General features: G+C 54.7%; 13 protein-coding genes and 1 tRNA gene. 3 read left to right on the top strand and 11 right to left on the bottom strand.

The window, feature by feature from the left end; genetic code table 11:
* Nucleotides 1–169: 169 nt before the first annotated feature.
* A tRNA-Sec gene (locus ABGA49_RS07090) sits at nucleotides 170–264 on the bottom strand.
* A 289-nt stretch (nucleotides 265–553) separates the two neighbouring features.
* Between ABGA49_RS07090 and ABGA49_RS07095 the strand changes: the two genes are divergently transcribed.
* Both ABGA49_RS07095 and yicI read left to right on the top strand, forming a co-directional pair.
* Nucleotides 554–1,945: a glycoside-pentoside-hexuronide family transporter gene (locus ABGA49_RS07095; protein ID WP_347665358.1), complete on the top strand. Its 1,392-nt coding sequence runs from the start codon at nucleotides 554–556 to the stop codon at nucleotides 1,943–1,945.
* 10 nt (nucleotides 1,946–1,955) lie between these two features.
* Complete coding sequence (yicI, locus tag ABGA49_RS07100) at nucleotides 1,956–4,274, top strand: alpha-xylosidase (RefSeq protein ID WP_347665359.1); 2,319 nt, start codon at nucleotides 1,956–1,958, stop codon at nucleotides 4,272–4,274.
* A gap of 677 nt (nucleotides 4,275–4,951) precedes the next feature.
* On the opposite strand, the gene ABGA49_RS07105 is transcribed toward yicI, so the two are convergent.
* From ABGA49_RS07105 to gmk, 7 genes are all read right to left on the bottom strand, one after another.
* Nucleotides 4,952–6,688 carry an AsmA family protein gene (locus ABGA49_RS07105; protein WP_347665447.1) on the bottom strand — a complete coding sequence of 579 codons (1,737 nt, stop codon included), beginning with the start codon at nucleotides 6,686–6,688 and terminating at the stop codon, nucleotides 4,952–4,954.
* Nucleotides 6,689–6,809: 121 nt separating this feature from the next.
* Complete coding sequence (locus tag ABGA49_RS07110) at nucleotides 6,810–8,195, bottom strand: uracil-xanthine permease family protein (RefSeq protein ID WP_061492486.1); 1,386 nt, start codon at nucleotides 8,193–8,195, stop codon at nucleotides 6,810–6,812.
* A gap of 125 nt (nucleotides 8,196–8,320) precedes the next feature.
* Entirely contained in the window at nucleotides 8,321–10,402 is a 2,082-nt protein-coding gene (gene recG, locus ABGA49_RS07115; RefSeq protein ID WP_088238254.1) for an ATP-dependent DNA helicase RecG, read from the bottom strand.
* A gap of 4 nt (nucleotides 10,403–10,406) precedes the next feature.
* Nucleotides 10,407–11,096, bottom strand: a complete 690-nt coding sequence (gene trmH, locus ABGA49_RS07120; protein WP_061492488.1) for a tRNA (guanosine(18)-2'-O)-methyltransferase TrmH — start codon at nucleotides 11,094–11,096, stop codon at nucleotides 10,407–10,409.
* 4 nt (nucleotides 11,097–11,100) lie between these two features.
* On the bottom strand, nucleotides 11,101–13,224 hold the full coding sequence (gene spoT, locus ABGA49_RS07125; protein WP_061492489.1) for a bifunctional GTP diphosphokinase/guanosine-3',5'-bis pyrophosphate 3'-pyrophosphohydrolase: 2,124 nt from the start codon (nucleotides 13,222–13,224) through the stop codon (nucleotides 11,101–11,103).
* Between the two features lie 22 nt (nucleotides 13,225–13,246).
* Nucleotides 13,247–13,522, bottom strand: coding sequence for a DNA-directed RNA polymerase subunit omega (gene rpoZ / locus ABGA49_RS07130; RefSeq protein WP_000135058.1), 276 nt, complete (start codon nucleotides 13,520–13,522; stop codon nucleotides 13,247–13,249).
* 54 nt (nucleotides 13,523–13,576) lie between these two features.
* Nucleotides 13,577–14,200 carry a guanylate kinase gene (gmk, locus tag ABGA49_RS07135; protein ID WP_061492490.1) on the bottom strand — a complete coding sequence of 208 codons (624 nt, stop codon included), beginning with the start codon at nucleotides 14,198–14,200 and terminating at the stop codon, nucleotides 13,577–13,579.
* A 258-nt stretch (nucleotides 14,201–14,458) separates the two neighbouring features.
* Here gmk and ligB point away from each other — a divergent pair, with 258 nt between their 5' ends.
* Complete coding sequence (ligB, locus tag ABGA49_RS07140; RefSeq protein ID WP_347665448.1) at nucleotides 14,459–16,138, top strand: NAD-dependent DNA ligase LigB; 1,680 nt, start codon at nucleotides 14,459–14,461, stop codon at nucleotides 16,136–16,138.
* On the opposite strand, the gene ABGA49_RS07145 is transcribed toward ligB, so the two are convergent.
* The 3 genes from ABGA49_RS07145 to ABGA49_RS07155 all read right to left on the bottom strand — a co-directional run bounded on the left by ABGA49_RS07145 (nucleotide 16,132) and on the right by ABGA49_RS07155 (nucleotide 18,680).
* Complete coding sequence (locus ABGA49_RS07145; RefSeq protein WP_134319125.1) at nucleotides 16,132–16,749, bottom strand: trimeric intracellular cation channel family protein; 618 nt, start codon at nucleotides 16,747–16,749, stop codon at nucleotides 16,132–16,134. The genes ligB and ABGA49_RS07145 overlap by 7 nt on opposite strands.
* Nucleotides 16,750–17,388: 639 nt before the next feature.
* Nucleotides 17,389–17,868: a DUF943 family protein gene (locus tag ABGA49_RS07150; protein ID WP_134319124.1), complete on the bottom strand. Its 480-nt coding sequence runs from the start codon at nucleotides 17,866–17,868 to the stop codon at nucleotides 17,389–17,391.
* Nucleotides 17,865–18,680 carry a DUF3289 family protein gene (locus ABGA49_RS07155; protein WP_347665360.1) on the bottom strand — a complete coding sequence of 272 codons (816 nt, stop codon included), beginning with the start codon at nucleotides 18,678–18,680 and terminating at the stop codon, nucleotides 17,865–17,867. Before ABGA49_RS07155 ends, ABGA49_RS07150 begins: the two co-directional genes overlap by 4 nt.
* Nucleotides 18,681–18,707 lie beyond the last annotated feature (27 nt).

Consider the following 18,707-nt stretch of genomic DNA (forward strand, 5'->3'; position numbering starts at 1 on the left):
CCGTTCTGGTGTTCAATTCTTCTTCACCAGCATTCCGGCACTTGCTTTTTTGCCGTCGCGGTGCGCGGGTTATGGCCGACATTGAATCGGGTTATAAGACTATTACGAGTGTAGGATTTGAAAAGAAAGCGTTTTTAGATTTATTCAGAAGGCGTGATGGCAGACATTTTGGCGGAAGATCACAGGAGTCGAACCTGCCCGGGACCGCTGGCGGCCCCAACTGGATTTGAAGTCCAGCCACCTCACCGGAGATGACGACCTTCCGCGCCTGCATTGCTACATGGAGGCGGGGCGCATTATAGCTACTTTCATGCATTTACCACATACCCTGGTCATAAATTTTCTCGTTGTGCTGCCGTTTTAAATCCACGTTTCAGATAAAACCTCACATTTTCCGATGGTTAGATTTTTTCGTGCTGCGAAAGTAACCGCGATCACAGAAAAGAATAAACATAATCTGATAACCAGAAAACGGAATACCCGCCTGAAAAACGATCGTTTACAACCACTGAGACCGCTCTCCGCTTACTTTTCAGGCGTTAAGGAAACAAAAATGGACAGTCAGATTATTTCTGTGAAAGAAAAGATTGGCTACGGGATGGGCGATGCCGCCAGCCATATCGTTTTTGATAACGTGATGCTGTACATGATGTTTTTCTATACCGATATCTTCGGTATTCCCGCCGGTTTCGTTGGCACCATGTTCCTGCTGGCGCGCGCGCTGGACGCCATTTCCGATCCCTGTATGGGGTTGATTGCCGACCGCACGCGCAGCCGCTGGGGTAAGTTTCGCCCGTGGATCCTCTTCGGCGCACTGCCGTTCGGCGTGGTCTGCGTGTTGGCGTACAGCACACCGGATCTCAGCGTCAGCGGCAAGATGATATATGCCGCTGTAACCTATACGTTACTCACCCTGCTTTACACCGTGGTAAACATTCCGTACTGCGCACTGGGCGGAGTCATCACTAACGACCCGCAACAGCGTATTTCGCTGCAATCCTGGCGCTTTGTGCTGGCAACTGCGGGCGGCATGCTCTCCACCGTGCTGATGATGCCATTGGTCAAACTGATTGGCGGGGAAGATAAAGTCTTCGGCTTCCAGGGCGGTATTGCGGTGCTCTCGGTGGTCGCCTTTATGATGCTGGCATTCTGCTTCTTCACCACCAAAGAGCGTATCCAGGCACCGCCGAGCAGCACCTCCATGCGAGAAGATTTACGCGACATCTGGCAAAACGACCAGTGGCGCATCGTCGGTTTGCTCACCATCCTCAACATCCTGGCCGTGTGCGTGCGTGGTGGGGCAATGATGTATTACGTCACCTGGATCATGGGCGATGCCGCCATCTTCACCGCCTTCCTCACCACTTACTGTGTCGGCAACCTGATTGGCAGCGCGCTGGCCAAGCCGCTCACCGACTGGAAATGCAAAGTCACCATCTTCTGGTGGACCAACGCCGCGCTCACCGTGCTCAGCGTCGCCATGTTCTTCGTGCCGATCGAAGCCAGCGTCACCATGTTTATCTTCATCTTCGTTATCGGCGTGCTTCACCAACTGGTCACTCCCATCCAATGGGTGATGATGTCCGACACCGTGGATTATGGCGAATGGTGCAACGGCAAACGGCTTACCGGCATCAGTTTTGCGGGCACGCTGTTTGTGCTGAAACTTGGGCTGGCGCTGGGCGGCGCATTGATCGGCTGGGCGCTGGCAGGCGGCGGTTACAACGCGGCGGCGCAGAGCCAGAACAGTGCCACGATTAGCATCATCATTGCGCTGTTCACGCTGGTTCCGGCGCTCTGCTACTTATTGAGCGCCTTTATTGCCAAACGTTTCTACACCCTAAAAACGCCATTCCTGACATCAATTATGGCGCAACTGGCGCGTGGTGAACGCCGCGATCCACAAGGCCATGGCAACGCCTCTCCCCGGGAAGAATTACTGTAAGGAGTCATGCATGAAAATCAGTGATGGCAACTGGCTGATCCAGCCGGGTCTGACATTAATCCAGCCCATTCAGGTGTTCGACGTTGAACAGCAGGGCAATGAGATGGTGGTGTATGCCGCGCCGCGCGATGTGCGCGAACGCACATGGCAACTGGACACACCGCTGTTTACGCTGCGCTTTTTCTCGCCGCAGGAAGGCATTATTGGCGTACGCATTGAGCACTTTCAGGGCGCGGTGGATAACGGCCCGCACTTCCCGCTGCACCCATCGCTGCATGTGGATGTTGCACTACGTAACACCGACGATTTTGCAGAGCTACAAAGCGGCGCGCTGAGCGTGCGGGTGGGGAAAGGTGACAACTGGGCGCTCGACTTTCTGCGTGACGGCGTGCGCATTACCGGCAGCCAGGTGAAGAACAACGGCTATGTGCAGGATAACAACCGCGGGCGTAATTACATGTTCGAGCGGCTGGACCTTGGTGTTGGCGAGACGGTGTATGGTCTCGGTGAGCGTTTTACCGCGCTGGTGCGTAACGGCCAGACGGTGGAAACCTGGAACCGCGATGGCGGTACCAGCACCGAACAGTCCTATAAGAATATCCCGTTCTACCTGACGAACCGGGGCTACGGCGTGCTGGTGAATCACCCGCAGGCCGTGGAGTTTGAAGTCGGCTCCGAGAAGGTCTCCAAAGTGCAGTTCAGCGTGGAAGGGGAGTATCTCGAGTACTTTGTCATTGATGGCCCGACGCCGCAGGCGGTGCTGAACCGCTATACGCAATTTACCGGCCGCCCGGCGCTGCCCCCGGCCTGGTCTTTCGGCCTGTGGCTGACCACTTCGTTTACTACCAATTATGACGAAGCGACGGTCAATCGTTTTATCGATGGCATGGCGGAGCGCCAGTTACCGCTGCATGTGTTCCATTTCGACTGCTTCTGGATGAAGGCGTTCCAGTGGTGCGATTTTGAATGGGATCCTGTGACCTTCCCTGATCCAGAGGGCATGATCACGCGCCTGAAAGCGCGCGGGCTGAAAATCTGCGTCTGGATCAACCCCTATATCGGCCAGAAGTCCCCGGTGTTCCGTGAGCTGAAAGAGAAAGGCTACTTGCTGAAACGCGCCGATGGTTCGCTATGGCAGTGGGACAAATGGCAACCGGGGCTGGCCATTTACGACTTCACCAACCCGGAAGCCTGCCAGTGGTACGCCAATAAACTCAAAGGCCTGATGGCGATGGGGGTCGACTGTTTCAAGACCGACTTTGGCGAGCGCATCCCGACCGATGTGGTGTGGCATAACGGCGCGTGCCCAGAGAAGATGCACAACCACTACGCCTATATTTACAACGAACTGGTGTGGAAGGCGATGAAAGAGACGGTGGGCGAGCGGGAAGCGGTACTGTTTGCCCGTTCGGCCTCCGTTGGCGCGCAGCAGTTCCCGGTGCACTGGGGCGGCGACTGTTACGCCAACTATGAATCGATGGCGGAAAGCCTGCGTGGTGGGCTCTCTATTGGTCTGTCTGGTTTTGGTTTCTGGAGCCACGACATTGGCGGCTTCGAAAATACCGCCCCTGCGCATGTCTACAAACGCTGGTGCGCGTTTGGTCTGCTCTCCAGCCACAGTCGCTTGCACGGCAGCAAATCTTACCGCGTGCCGTGGGCTTACGATGAAGAGTCCTGCGATGTGGTGCGCCACTTTACGCAACTGAAATGCCGCCTGATGCCGTACCTTTACCGTCAGGCGGCGCTGGCGCATGAATGCGGTACACCGATGATGCGTGCCATGATGCTTTCGTTCCCGACCGATCCCGCCTGCGATTACCTCGACCGCCAGTACATGTTGGGCGAGGCGCTGCTGGTGGCACCGGTGTTCAGCGAAGCGGGAGATGTGCAGTTTTATCTGCCGGAAGGGCGCTGGACGCACCTGTGGCATAACGATGTCCTGAACGGCAGTCGCTGGCATCAACAGCGCCACGACGTGATGAGCCTGCCGGTCTATGTGCGTGACAATACCCTACTGGCGCTGGGCAGCAACGATCAGCGCCCGGATTACGCCTGGCATGAAAACACCGCCTTCCAGCTGTTTGCGCTGGATGAGGGGCGTGAAGCGCTGTGCGAAGTACCGGATGCGAGCGGCGCGGTGATTTTCCGCCTGCGGGCGAAACGTGAAAACGGTGTGATTAGCGTGCAGGCTGAAGGCGAAGCCCGCAACTGGACGCTGTGCCTGCGCAATATCACACACATTGCCGGGGTGCAGGGGGCTACGCAGTCGGGCAGCGAACAAGGTGTGGTGATAGCGCCGCAGAGTGAGGAGATTCGGATCACGCTGTGAGTTCCCCCTCACCCTGACCCTCTCCCCAGAGGGGCGAGGGGAGAAGACTGGTGCGGTTTTCCCCTCCCCCTGACCCTCTCCCCAGAGGGGCGAGGGGATAAGACTGGTGCGGTTTCCCCTCTCTCAGACCCTCTTCCTAAAGGGGCGAGGAGATAAGGCCGGTGCGGTTTTCCCCCTCTCCCCAAAGGAGTGAGGGGATAAGACTGGTGCGGTTTTCCCCTCACCCTGACCCTCTCCCCAGAGGGGCGAGGGGAGAAGACTGGTGCGGTTTTCCCCTCCCCCTGACTCTCTCCCCAGAGGGGCGAGGGGAGAAGACTGGTGCGGTTTTCCCCTCACCCTGACTCTCTCCCCAGAGGGGCGAGGGGAGAAGACTGGTGCGGTTTTCCTCTCCCCCTGACCCTCTCCCCAAAGGGGCGAGGGGAGAAGACTGGTGTGGTTTTCCCCTCACCCTGACCCTCTCCCCAGAGGGGCGAGGGGAGAAGACTGGTGTGGTTTTCCCCTCCCCCTGACGCTCTCCTCAAAGGGGGGAGGGGAGAAGACTGGTGTGGTTTTCCCCTCCCCCTGATCCTCTCCTCAAAGGGGCGAGGGGATAAGACAGGTACGGTTTTCCTCTCTCAGATCCTCTCCCCAAAGGGACCTAGGGGATAAAGTCAGTGCGGGTTTTCTCCCTCTCCCTTTCAGGGAGAGGGCTGGGGTGAGGGTGATGGCGCAGACTCAGTTGAAGGGGCAACCACACCACCGGAAACGACACCGCCATGCATACTTTGTTTTAGCTGCTGTTTCTGGACATTTATCACCTGCAACTCGCCATTCACCGTCGGTTTCAGCGGCGCATTTGCGTTGACGTTGCCGCTGGCGGTCAGTTGCAGGTTACCATCACCACTTATCGGCAGCGCTGGCCAGCCCCACTCCTGCAACACATTCACCGGCACGCCGCGCCCGCGCAGACTGAGGTTGACGCTGCGTTCCGGCGTTTGTGAAACCACAGCGGTGGCTTCCAGCAAGCCCTGGCCGGTAAAAGCGCTAAGTTCGCTGATATTCACCGTGCTGCTGTTCGCGTTTAACGCCAGCGACGGGCGGCGCACATCAACGCGATTAAACGTCGCGGCGGCGGCGTTCAGTTTTGCGCTGCCACCCCAGACGCCCCATTTGCGTTCGCGCGCCAGTTGCAGGTTATCCCCATAGCCATCCAGCGCAGTGAGTTGCCACGGGAAGCCCGGGTCGATATCAATCACCAGATTGCGGCTGGCGCTGAATTTCTTCAACGTCACGCTGTTCAGCCATGTTGGCAATTCATCCATCCAGACCTGTTTCCAGTTTGCCGGCAAGGTGTATTCCAGCCCGGCAAAGGCGGCGTCGTCCAGCACCAGTGCGTGCCCGGCGCGATACCAGTTACCGGAGGTGCGCACCATGCCGTTTTCCCAGCGTGAGGTGAACTGCTGCAGCGCAATGCCCTGCGGCGAGAAAGTGGCGTTAAGGATCGGATCGAACAGATGCAGCGAACCGTAAATAAACTCGGTGGCGTTCATCGACAGTCTGCCGTCTTCGCTTTTCCAGTCGCCGCCTTCCAGCGTCAGGTTGCGCAAGCTCAGATCGAGGTCGGTAACCGCCCATTCCGGCCCTTGCAGGCGCGCATCCGTCACCTCAACGCGGCCAATTTTCAGTGACGGCAGCGTGGTCAGCGGATTAAAGAAATCGAGCAGGGATTTGTCGCTTTGCAGGCGGATATCGTTCAGCCGCAGGTTATTCACTACCCAACTGCCGTCGGCATTGCGTTGCGCATCACCCGTCAGCGAACCGCGCGCCATATCCGCGCCAATGGTGGTCAGCGTGACCACATCTTTATCAATACTGCCCTGAATGAGAACGTTGCTGGCGGGAACGCCGTTTAACATCAATGATCCGGCGCTCATCTGGATCTGCGTTTTGCTGCCGAGCACATTGCCTGCGACCGGTTGCCACGGCGCAACACCGCCGGTGACCCGTTGCGCACTCAGATCCCAGCCAGTGGCCGGGCTGTTAAACGCCATATTGCTCAGTTGCAGACGATCGGCCTGGAAAGGCAACGGCGCGGCAGCGGGGGAGAGATTAAGCGTGCCGTCCTGCAACAGAATGGTGTCTACATGCAGCGGATCGGTAAGCTGGCGGCTACTGAGATCGATATCGACGGTTTTAGCGACCAGCGTGGCGGGTTTGCCTTTGTGACCAAAGTTAACGTTTTTCAGCAGCACATGGGACGGGGAAGAGAAGCGATGATCCATCACATCGAACGTCAGATGATAGTCGCTGTTGTTGCTGACCCACTGGCTAACCTGTGTTGCGCCCCAGCGGGTTTGCAACAAGAAATAGACAGCCAGCATCGCCAGTAACAAGACGATAGCGACAACAAGGAGCAGCTTTCCAAGAAATTTCATCATCTTCCATCCCCAACGTGTCAGTCAGGCAGTTATGCACGATTTATGCGCAATGCTCAAGGGCGGAATGATGAAAGGAAGTGACTGCGGCAACGGTTTGGCCCCGTTGCCGCAGCATGCATCAGTTTTTCTCTGGCGGAAAAATCAGATTCAATACAATCGCCGTGATACCCCCTGCGGCGATGCCGGAAGAGAGCAGGTTTTTCAGCCAATCCGGCGCAAATTGCAGGATCTGCGGCTGTTGGGAGACGCCAAGGCCGACTGCCAGTGACAGCGCAATTATCATGATCGCACGGCGGTTCAGCGGTTCGCGGGAGACAATACGCACGCCAGACGCCGCAATGGTTCCGAACATCACCAGCGTTGCGCCACCGAGGACCGGCTCAGGCAGTTGCTGCACAAACGCACTCACCGCCGGGAACAGACCCAGCACAATCAGCATCAGCGCGACAAAGAAGCCGATGTAGCGGCTGGCGACGCCGGTCAGCTGGATCACGCCGTTGTTCTGACCGAAACAGGAGTTCGGGAAGGTGTTAAACACCGCCGAGACGAAGGAGTTGAGGCCGTTAGCCAGGACGCCGCCTTTCAGGCGCTTCATATAGACCGGGCCGGCAACCGGCTGCTCAGAAACGTCGGACGTGGCAGTGATATCGCCGATGGTTTCCAGCGAGGTGATCATAAACACCAACATCAGCGGCAGCAGCAGATTCCAGTCAATGCTCAGGCCGTAGTAGAGCGGTGTTGGCACCATAAAGGCGTCCGCCGGGGCATTGTAGGCTGGCAGCATACCCATAAACATCGCCAGCACGTAACCGACCGCCATAGCAATCACCAGAGAGGCGATACGCAGGTAAGGATTACGCTGGCGGTTTAGCAGAATAATGATTGCCAGCACCACGCCGGCCAGCAGCAGGTTCTTCGGTGCGCCGAAGGTGTGGTTGCCCATTGCGGCAAAACCGCCGCCCACGGAGGTCAAACCAACCTGAATCAGCGACAGGCCGATAATCATCACCACCACACCGGAGACCAGCGGGGTGATAATACGGCGCGCCAGCGGCAGAATTCGGGAGATAACCATTTCGGTGCAGCTTGCCAGCATTAGAGTGCCGAACAGTGCAGCCATCATCGTCGGCACATCCGCACCACCGGTTTTCAGTGCGGTACCCCCCATAATCAGCGGCGCCACAAAGTTAAAGCTGGTGCCCTGAATCGACAACAGGCCAGAACCCACCGGCCCCCAGGCTTTGATCTGGATAATGGAAGCCACGCCAGAGGCGAACAGCGACATGCTGATGATGTGCTGAGTGTCCTGAGCCGGTAAACCCAGCGCCTGGCAGATAAGCAGCGCGGGCGTGATAACGCCGACAAACATCGCCAGCAAATGCTGCAGCGCGGCAAACAGCGTCTGCGCCAGCGGAGGGCGGTCTTCAAGGCGGTAGATCAGTTCGCTGGGTTGAGTCTGCGCAACCGGTTGCGCACTTTCTGACTCGATGGTGTTTACGGACATCTCAAGCAATCCCCTGGATGGAAAAGCGGTGATTTTATCGGACTGTTTGGTAAAAGCAAACGGTTGCTTTGCTAAAAACATACTTTTCTAAGGGGTGTTCTTTTTACGGGATAAGGTTCTAAAACTCACGCGTTGGAGTAGCGTTCTGTTTCCGGCATCCAACGGTCGATCAGGGCTTCCGCCAGCTGCGGGTAGCGCTCATGAATATGGCGGGCAGTGCGTTGCACTTCGGGGATCATCGCCTGGTCACGCAGCAGATCGGCGACTTTGAATTCGGCATTGCCGGTCTGGCGGGTGCCAAGCAGCTCGCCGGGGCCGCGAATTTCCAGATCTTTTTGCGCAATCACAAAGCCGTCGTTGCTGTCACGTAATACCTGCAGGCGTTTTTGCGCGGTTTTGGACAGCGGGGATTTATACAGCAGCACACAGTGCGAGGCCACCGCACCACGCCCGACGCGGCCACGCAACTGGTGGAGTTGCGCAAGGCCGAGACGCTCCGGGTTTTCAATGATCATCAGGCTGGAGTTGGGCACGTCCACACCCACTTCAATCACCGTGGTGGCGACCAGCAAATGCAGTTCGCCTTGCTTGAAGGCCTGCATAACGGCCTGTTTTTCGGCGGGCTTCATTCGCCCGTGCACCAGGCCCACATGCAGCTCCGGTAGCGCCAGTTTCAGTTCTTCCCAGGTGGCTTCCGCCGCTTGCGCTTCCAGTAGATCAGACTCTTCAATCAGTGTACAGACCCAGTACGCCTGGCGACCTTCATCGGTGCAGGCGTTGCGCACGCGATCGATAATGTCGTTACGGCGGGTATCCGGAATGGCGACGGTGGTGACCGGCGTACGCCCCGGCGGTAATTCGTCGATGACGGAGGTATCCAGATCGGCATAGGCTGTCATTGCCAGCGTTCGCGGAATGGGCGTGGCGGTCATGATCAACTGATGCGGGTGAAAACCCTGTTGTTGACCCTTCTCCCACAGCGCCAGACGCTGATGAACGCCAAAGCGGTGTTGTTCATCAATGATCACCAGCGCAAGGCCGTTAAACTGCACCTGCTCCTGGAAAATAGCGTGGGTACCGACAATCATCTGCACCTGACCGCTGGCAATCGCCTCCTGCTGTGCTTGCCGCGCTTTGCCTTTCTGTTTGCCCGCCAACCAGCCCACTTCCACGCCGAGTGGGGCAAACCAGTTGCGGAAGTTATTCGCGTGCTGCTCAGCCAGCAGTTCGGTCGGGGCCATCATCGCCACTTGTTTTCCATTGGCGATGGCGCGTAAGGCCGCGAGCGCGGCAACCAATGTTTTACCGGAGCCGACATCGCCCTGCACAAGGCGCATCATAGGCATATCCTGCGCCATGTCGCGCTCGATTTCCGCCACGACGCGATCCTGTGCGCCAGTGGGTTTAAACGGTAATGATGCCAGCAGACGCTGTTTTAGCGCATCGTTGGCGATGAGCGGTTGCGCATGGTAGCGCTGTGCTCCGGCTCGTAGCGCCAGCATGCTCAGGTTGTGAGCCAGCAACTCTTCGAGAATTAAACGTTTTTGCGCCGGGTGCTGCCCGCTTTCGAGGTCGCTTAGCTGAAGGGTTGGCGGCGGGCGGTGCAGCGTGCGCAGGGCGTCCGGCAGGCTCATCATGCCCTGCGCCAGCTCTGGCGGCAGCAGTTCGCTGATGGCACAGGTCGCCAGGAGGTCCAGCGCCTGATCGGTCAATTTGCGCAAGGTTGCCTGTTTCACACCTTCGGTGGTCGGATACACCGGTGTCAGGGTTTCCTGTAAATCCGGTGTGCTGAGATCGCCCTGAATGCGGTACTCCGGATGGATCATCTCGGCGCCGTACTTCCCGCGTTTCGCTTCACCGTAGGCCAGCACACGACGGCCGGTGGCGAGGCTGTTTTTCATCGCCGCGTTGAAGTTAAAAAAGCGCATGGTGAGGATGCCGGAGCCGTCGCTGATTTGGCAGGTCATCATCCGACGCCCGCCAAAGGTGATGTTGCAATTCAACACTTCGCCTTCCACCGTGGCGTAAACGCCCGGCAGCAGGTCGGCAATGGGGTAAAGGTGGGTGCGATCTTCATAGCGCAACGGCAGGTGAAGCAGGAGATCCTGCACGGTGTGCAGGCCGATTTTTGCCAGTTTGCTGCTCTGCGCCGCGCCAACGCCGGTCAGCGTGTTGAGCGGAATTGCGTCGAGCAGGCGGCCTTTCATGCGGTTACCCTGCCGCCTGCATGGTGGCCCACCATGTCGGGTCGGCTTCGATTTGCCCTTCGGTATTGACGTGAGGGTAAGGCAGGCCTTTGCGTTTTGCGACTTTCGCCAGCACCGGGTAACCCCCCTCGAACAGCAGGCGCTGCTGCTCTGCATCCGGCAGCATACTGTTTTCACGCTGGTACATGCCCGCGTTTTGCCGCTGGCGCTGAGCTTCGTACAAAATCAATGCAGAAGCCACGGAGACGTTCAACGACTGCACCATACCGATCATCGGGATGATAATGTCCCGATCCGCCAGATCCAGCGCTTGCTGGGTGATCCCGGTTTTTTCCTGCCCCATCAGAATGCAGGTCGGGCGGGTGTAATCGATCTCGCGAAAGTCGACAGCGTTGTCAGACAGATGAGTGGCGAGGATCTGCATACCGCGTGCTTTCAGTTCGCCCACGGCGTCGCTGATGGTGCGGTGCGTTTTCACTTCTACCCAGCTATTACTGCCCGCAGCGGAAGAGGCCATGGTGCGCATGCGATTGCCCGGCCAGACGGCGTGAACTTCATGCACACCGACGGCGTCCGCCGTGCGGATAATTGCGGAGACGTTATGAGGTTTGTGAACCTGCTCCATGCAGACGGTCAGATCAGGCTGACGCCTGGCAAGCATCTCGCGGATACGCGCATAACGCTGAGAATTCATAAAATCAGTTTCGGTTACGGGTGACTTTAATCACGTCTGGCATCACGCGGATCTTACGCATGATATTCGCCAGGTGGACGCGATCGCGCGCCGTGAGACGGATGAAGGCACTGTATACACGACCATCTTTCTCTTCCGTATTCAGGCTCTGAATATTGGAAGAGGCCGTATTGATGGCGGCCGTCAGGTTAGCCAGTGCTCCCTGATGGTTGAACATATCCACCTTGATCTCGGTGATAAATTCCTGGGCGGTCTCTTTGTCCCACTCCACGGCCATAAATTTCTCGGCTTCTTTTTGATAACCCCGAATATTACGGCAGGACTCATGGTGGATAACCAGCCCTTTACCGGGGCTGACGTGAGCGACAATCGGGTCGCCAGGGATCGGGCGACAGCATTTGGCGAAGGTGATCAGCACACCATCGGCGCCTTTAATCGGCAGATGGCCGCCATTGTTGCCCGTACCGGCAGGGGTTTGTACGGCTTGCACTGCTTCCCCTTGCTGCAGGTTTTTCGCCACCACGACGCTCATGGCGTTGCCGAGACCGATTTCCGCCAGCAGATCGTCCAGCGCCGCCAGCTTCATGCGGTCCAGCTCGCGCTGAATATGCTCCGGTGGGATTTCCGCCAGTTTGCGGCTTCCGCCTAATGCATGGTTGAGCAGACGACGACCGAGACTGACGGAATCATCGCGCTTGAGGTTTTTCAACATCTGGCGGATTTTGGCTCGCGCTTTCGAGCTGACGACAAAGTTCAGCCATGCGGCGTTCGGGCGGGCACCCGGTGCGGTGATAATTTCTACCGTCTGGCCGCTGGAGAGCGACTGCGACAGCGGGTAAGGCTGGCGGTCGACACGCGCACCCACGCAGGCATGGCCGATATCGGTATGCACGGCATAGGCAAAGTCCACTGGCGTAGCGCCCGCGGGCAGTTCAACGATGCGGCCTTCCGGGGTGAAAACATAAATCTCATCGGGGAAGAGATCAGATTTAACGCTCTCGATAAATTCAAACGAGCTACCGGCGCTCTGCTGTAGCTCCAGCAGGCTTTGCATCCAACGCTGGGCGCGAATTTGCGCCGTGGTGCTGCTTTCACCGTGCTCTTTATATGCCCAGTGTGCGGCGACCCCCATCTCTGCCATCTGATCCATATCTTCCGTGCGGATCTGCACCTCAACCGGTACGCCGTGCGGACCAATCATCGAGGTGTGCAGCGACTGATAGCCGTTTGCCTTAGGAATGGCGATGTAGTCTTTAACGCGGCCCGGGCGCGGCTTATACAAGCTGTGCATCTGACCGAGTACGCGATAGCAGGTATCCAGATCATGAACGATGACGCGAAACGCGTAGATATCCATGATGGAGTGAAAACGCTGCTCTTTCAGCACCATCTTGCAGTAGATGGAGTAAAGGTGTTTTTCACGCCCGCTCACGCGGCAGGGAATGCCCGCTTCCTGTAAACGCCCTTCGATTTCTGAGAGGATTTTTTGAATCATCTCTTTGCGGTTGCCGCGCGCGGCTTTCACCACTTCTTTGATGACACGGTAACGGTTTGGGTACAACGCTTCAAAACCCAGCTCTTCAAGCTCGGTCTTAATGTGATGAATACCTAAACGGTGTGCCAGCGGACTGTAGATTTCGAGGGTTTCACGGGCAATGCGGCGACGTTTATCCGGGCGAAGTGAACCCAGCGTGCGCATGTTGTGCGTGCGGTCGGCAAGTTTGATCAGAATGACGCGGATGTCCTGCACCATCGCCATGATCATCTTACGAAAGTTTTCGGCCTGCGCTTCTTTCTTATCCTGAAACTTGAGCTTATCAAGTTTGGATACCCCTTCCACCAGTTCGGCAACGCTTTTGCCAAACAGCTGTTCCATATCCTGGTAAGTGGCTGGGGTATCTTCAATCACATCATGCAGTAGCGCGGCCATGAGTGTTTCGTGGTCGAGTTTCATCTCAGCCAGGATACAGGCTACCGCTACCGGGTGCGTGATATAAGGTTCACCGCTTGAACGTGTCTGGCCCTCGTGAGCGTCACGTGCAACGAGATACGCCTGCCTGAGACGTTTGATTTGGTCTTCAGGCAGATAGTTTTGAATCAGCTGATTCAGGCTTTCAAACAGATACAAGGGTGACCTGCTGCAGGATTAATTAACGGCGACCTTCAGCAATGGCGGTGACGGCCTGCAGTTCTGCGGCTTCCTGCTCTTGCTGCTCCTGGCGCTCACGTACGTCGAGGATCTGGTTGTTGATCAGACCTTCTTCGATTTCGCGCAGCGCGATAACGGTAGTTTTATCGTTTTCTTCCGGTACCAGCGGATCTTTGCCGCCAACCTGCATCTGACGAGCGCGACGCGCGGCGACCAGCACCAGGTCAAAACGGTTACCAATTTTCTCTACAGCGTCCTGAACAGTTACGCGTGCCATACTTAAAATGCTCCACAGGTGAAGAAATGACTGGGCATGATACTGAAACCAGGCTCAGTCTGCCAATAGTTTGCTGATTAAAGCGTCATGTCGCTGCTTCTGGCGGCTCATGCGCAGACGTTCAGCGCGAATAATGGTTTTCAAATCGCCCAAGGCGGTATCGAAATCATCATTCACAATAAGGTAATCATATTCTGCGTAATGACTCATTTCCGCAACTGCCAGCGCCATACGTTTCGCGATTACCTCTTCGCTGTCCTGACCACGCCCGCGCAGGCGACGATCCAGCTCCACTTTCGACGGCGGTAGAATAAAGATGCTACGTGCCTGCGGCATTCGGGTGCGAATTTGTTGCGCGCCCTGCCAGTCGATATCGAGAAACACATCCACGCCGGTGGACAGCACTTGCTCAATGGTCGCGCGGGAGGTGCCGTAGTAATTGCCAAACACCTCGGCATGCTCAAGAAACGCGTCGTCATTAATCATGGCCTTAAACTCGTCATGATTAACAAAGAAATAGTGTTCACCGTGCACTTCGCCCGGGCGCGGCGCGCGCGTCGTATGCGAAACAGAAACTTGCGTGTCGTATAACGGTTGGGTTTTCAACAAAGCCTGGATGAGGCTTGATTTACCCGCGCCGCTGGGGGCGGAAACAATATAGAGCGTGCCTTGAGCCATGAGAGTCTTTTGTATGTGAATTGCGAAAGGAAACTTACATACGTGCCTATTATACACATCGCTGCTATGTGACGTAGCTTTTGTCACACTTTTTCCCGCTGAGTTTGACGTTTTCCATACTGCTTTCCTGATTTGTCTGCAAATTTTCATTGTCACGATGAATTCCCTGAACCGTCCTCGCAATCTCCCTTTTTCCTGCTCGAAAGAGCCATCCCGGCAACGCTATAACGGCTGCGCTATCACAAGGGAGAAATCATGATGTGGAGAAAAGCCGGAGCCGCAATGTGTCTGTTGCTGTGGAGTGCGTTCACTCAGGCGACCTGCCCGGTCTGGTCGCCAGCGCGGGCGCAAGAAGAGGTCAGCCGACTGCAACAACAACTTGCTCAGTGGAACAATGACTATTGGGCGCAGGGCGAGAGCGGCGTGAGTGATGATGTGTATGACCGGCTCAGCATGCGCTTAACGCAATGGCAGCGTTGCTTTGATCTGCATGCCGTAGGCAGTGTATCGACATTGCCTGGCGGTAATGTGAAACATCCGGTGGCGCATACCGGGGTGCGCAAACTGGCCGATAAACATGCGCTACAGCAATGGATGGCAGGAAAGAAGGATCTCTGGGTTCAGCCGAAAGTGGATGGTGTGGCGGTCACGCTGGTATACCGGCATGGCAAGCTGGTGCAAGCCATCAGCCGTGGTGATGGCCTGGCAGGAGAGGACTGGACAGAAAAAATGCATGCTATTCCGTCGATTCCCAAAACGGTAACCGGTTTGTTGGCGAATAGCATCTTGCAAGGGGAGTTGTTTCTACGCCGCGATGATCACATTCAAAAACGTATGGGAGGGCTCAACGCCAGGGCAAAGGTGGCAGGGGCGATGATGAGCCGCCGCGACACGCCTCTTCTGTCTGAGCTGGCGTTTTTCGTTTGGGCCTGGCCGGATGGCCCGGCAACATTTTCCCGAAAGGCTGAGTTACTTAGCAAAGCGGGGTTTGAATGGGTACAGCGTTACAGCGTGGCGGTAGAGAATGTGCAGGATGTGGAGCGTTTACGCGCCAGTTGGTACACATCACCGTTGCCGTTTGTAACCGATGGCGTCGTAGTCCGTACGGCGATGGAACCGGCAGGAAACACGTGGTTGCCCGGAGACGGGCACTGGGTTGCCGCCTGGAAATACGAGCCGGTTGAGCAGGTTACCGGGGTCAACGCGATCCAGTTCACTACAGGCCGTACCGGTAAGATTTCGGTGGTGGCGCAGCTTGAGCCGGTGCAACTGGATGATAAACGTGTTCGGCGAGTGAATATTGGCTCCATCCGAAAATGGCAGGTGTTGGATATCGCTCCGGGAGATCAGGTTTCTGTCAGCCTTGCCGGACAGGGTATCCCGCGGATCAATCGCGTGGTCTGGCGTGGAGTGGAACGGGAAAAGCCCACGCCGCCGGATGCACGATTTACGCCACTTACCTGTTTTTATGCCTCACCTGAGTGCCACGAGCAATTTATTGCCCGACTGGTTTGGCTTGGGTCGCCAAAAGCGCTCGGCATTGACGGCGTGGGAGAAGAAGGCTGGCGTGCATTGCATCAGGCACATCGTTTCGAGCACATATTTTCCTGGCTGGCGCTGACGAAGGCGCAATTGCAGGCGACGCCGGGTTTCTCTGCTGCGCGAGGCCTGCAACTCTGGCATCGGTTTTCGTTAGCGCGCGACAGGCCGTTTACTCGCTGGCTGAATGCGCTCGGCACGCCGTTGCCGCAGGCGGCGTTAAAAGCGACGAGTGACACACACTGGCGGCAAGTACGCGCACGTGATGAACTTGCATGGCAGCAGTTACCCGCCATTGGTGCACAAAAAGCCCGGCAGCTTATCACCTTTGTTCGGACGCCAGTGGTTGAACAATTGACGTTATGGCTGGGCAAGCAAGGCGTGAAGGCGTTTCAGTGAGCGTTGTGTTTGTAATGGAATACCGGCAGTCCCAATTTCCAGCGGATTGCCAGTAGGCGGGCGGTGAAGCCGAACAGTAGTGTGGCGATCACGACCGTATCATGGTTGGAAATATAATGGCCAAGGGCGAGATAGAGCACGGCTGAGGCAAAGGCGATTCCGGCATAAAGTTCTTTTTGAAATACCAAGGGAATACGTTTACAGAACATATCGCGTAATACACCACCAAATACGCCAGTAACCACGGCCGCAATAGTTGCAATCACCGGACCTTCGCCCATATCCAGTGCGATTTGTGCTCCGATGATGGAGAACACCACCAATCCGAGAGCATCAAGGATCAGAAACAGGCGACGAAGATGCGGCATTACCGGAGCAAAAATGGTGGTCAGAACTGCGGCAACGGCGACAATAATGACATATTCGGGATGCTTAACCCAGCCAAGCGGATAATGGCCAAGCAGGATATCGCGGACCGAGCCGCCGCCAAGTGCAGTGGCGGTGGCAATAATAATAACGCCAAAGGTATCCATCCGGCGGCGGCCTGCCGCCAGTGCACCTGTCATGGCTTCGGCGGTAATGCCAATAAGATAAAGAGTGTGTAACAGCATATCGCCTCCGTGATTCAGAGGCGGCAGGGTAGCGGCTCGTATGGCAGACGACGATTGAGATTTTCTCACATATGGCGTGTTGGGTAACTTTTACTAATGCGAATGTAAAAAGGGAATTTATTTAATTAAATGATTTTAAAGATAAATTTCTTTTATCTATAGAGGGGGTGTGGCCGGGTTTGTGGTTTTTAGCCTGACAAAAGTAATTATGCTAATAAACGTCAGTTCTACTCCTCGGGAGCCATCACCTGCGGTAACATTTATGACCCTGACCCGAAATCCTGCACCATTCAGAAATAGAATGCCGGCATGATCAACACGCCCGAAACGAAGGTGTTGCCGATGAAAAAATCACGATTCACCGAAGAGCAGATTGTTTTTGCCTTGAAGCAGGCTGGACTGACTCGACAACGAGCCGTTTGGCGAAATTGTGGTAGCGCTATAAAGCAACAAAGGCCCAAACGGGCCTTTGTTGCAGGAGGTGTAGGGCTTATTCGATATTCTGAATCTGAAAATTGATTTAAAAAATTACTATTAATCATCATGCTGACAAGTGTTATTTTTATGGCGATTGACTGTTCCACTCACCATTGATCAGCGAGGCAAGCTGAGCAGCTTGCCAGATTAAGGCTACCTCTTTCATTGAATGGTTGTCTTAAATCTTTCACCTTTGACAAGTTCACCGGAAGGTTTTCGATAGTAAGATTCGGTCCCGATTCGGTAATAGGTGTAACCATTCTGTGTTTTGGTAATGTCCATGATCCAATTTGACTTGTCTATGCAATTTTCTTCTGTTTTCATGTCGTCGAAGCATAGTAAATAATCAATATCATGGTCTGGGAATAAACCAGAACTTTTAGGAACAAGCTTTTGATACTCCCCATCAAAATTCCAGATTGAAACATTATAAGTTTCGGGGGATGAGATGGTTTTAGCGCCATTATTATCCCACCACTTAATTTTATTCCTATCAGTCAAAGGGATATTGTTAACTAACAATTCTTTGTTAGAACCAGAACCGTGAACGGCGAGGACCTTCGGAGAATTGAAAAGCGTTAAATAAAAAAATGCAAGTGCAGCCACTGTAAATATAAATATTATAATTTTTCTGATTCTCATCCATTCCTCCGACTACTGATCTCAAATTCGGCTTTCATATTAGTAAAAAAAGGTTTAAAGGCAAAATTTTCCCATCGTTGAAGAACAAACCAAATACGAAATGCCCTAATGTAATGAAATTTCATATTCATAATGTCAGTTTTGTCCAGACCAAAATGATCTTGTCCTGTAAAAATTATTTTTGCTACATAACCATTCTCATTTATATCAATTTTTGTGATCTGTATGTTTGTAGCATATATATCATGTATCGATATTCCTAATCCATTGAAGCTGTCTGCCCATCGGTTAAACTTAGGAAGCATTGAGGTACCTATTGCTTTTGTTATTGAATCTTTGTCAGCTTCAGATAAGCCATTTTTTACATCAATGGCAAGCTTGTCGAGCATAGTCTGAATTATTGTGAGGGGAGAAGATGGAGAGGATTGTCCGTTTAATATTAAACTCTTATATGCACTATCAAGAAAGGGGCTGGAATAACTTTTCCCATCGCCATGATAGAAATGCTTTACAAGATTATTGAATAAATTATGTTGTCCTAAATAATATGTAGGCAAGGAAACCCGAAGAAACTCGTCAAAAAGAAGTTCAGCAATTTCCGTTTTGGATTTTGGTTGGGATTTACGGAATGAGATAAACATTGATACTTCCTCTCCAGTCCAGGGATCGACAATATCAGAAATCTTATCCAGATCTAAATTACTTCTAAGCTGTTTTTCAGTAAGGTCGCCACATTGCATATCATCAGAACTATAGTCATTAAACTGATGTTTAGTTTGATAAATTGTAGCTGGGAACTTTAACGCTGACATAATCACTTCCTTATGATATTAATTTTT

Source organism: Kosakonia sp. WA-90 (genome assembly GCF_039871955.1).
GTDB classification, from domain to species: Bacteria; Pseudomonadota; Gammaproteobacteria; order Enterobacterales; family Enterobacteriaceae; genus Kosakonia; species Kosakonia oryzendophytica.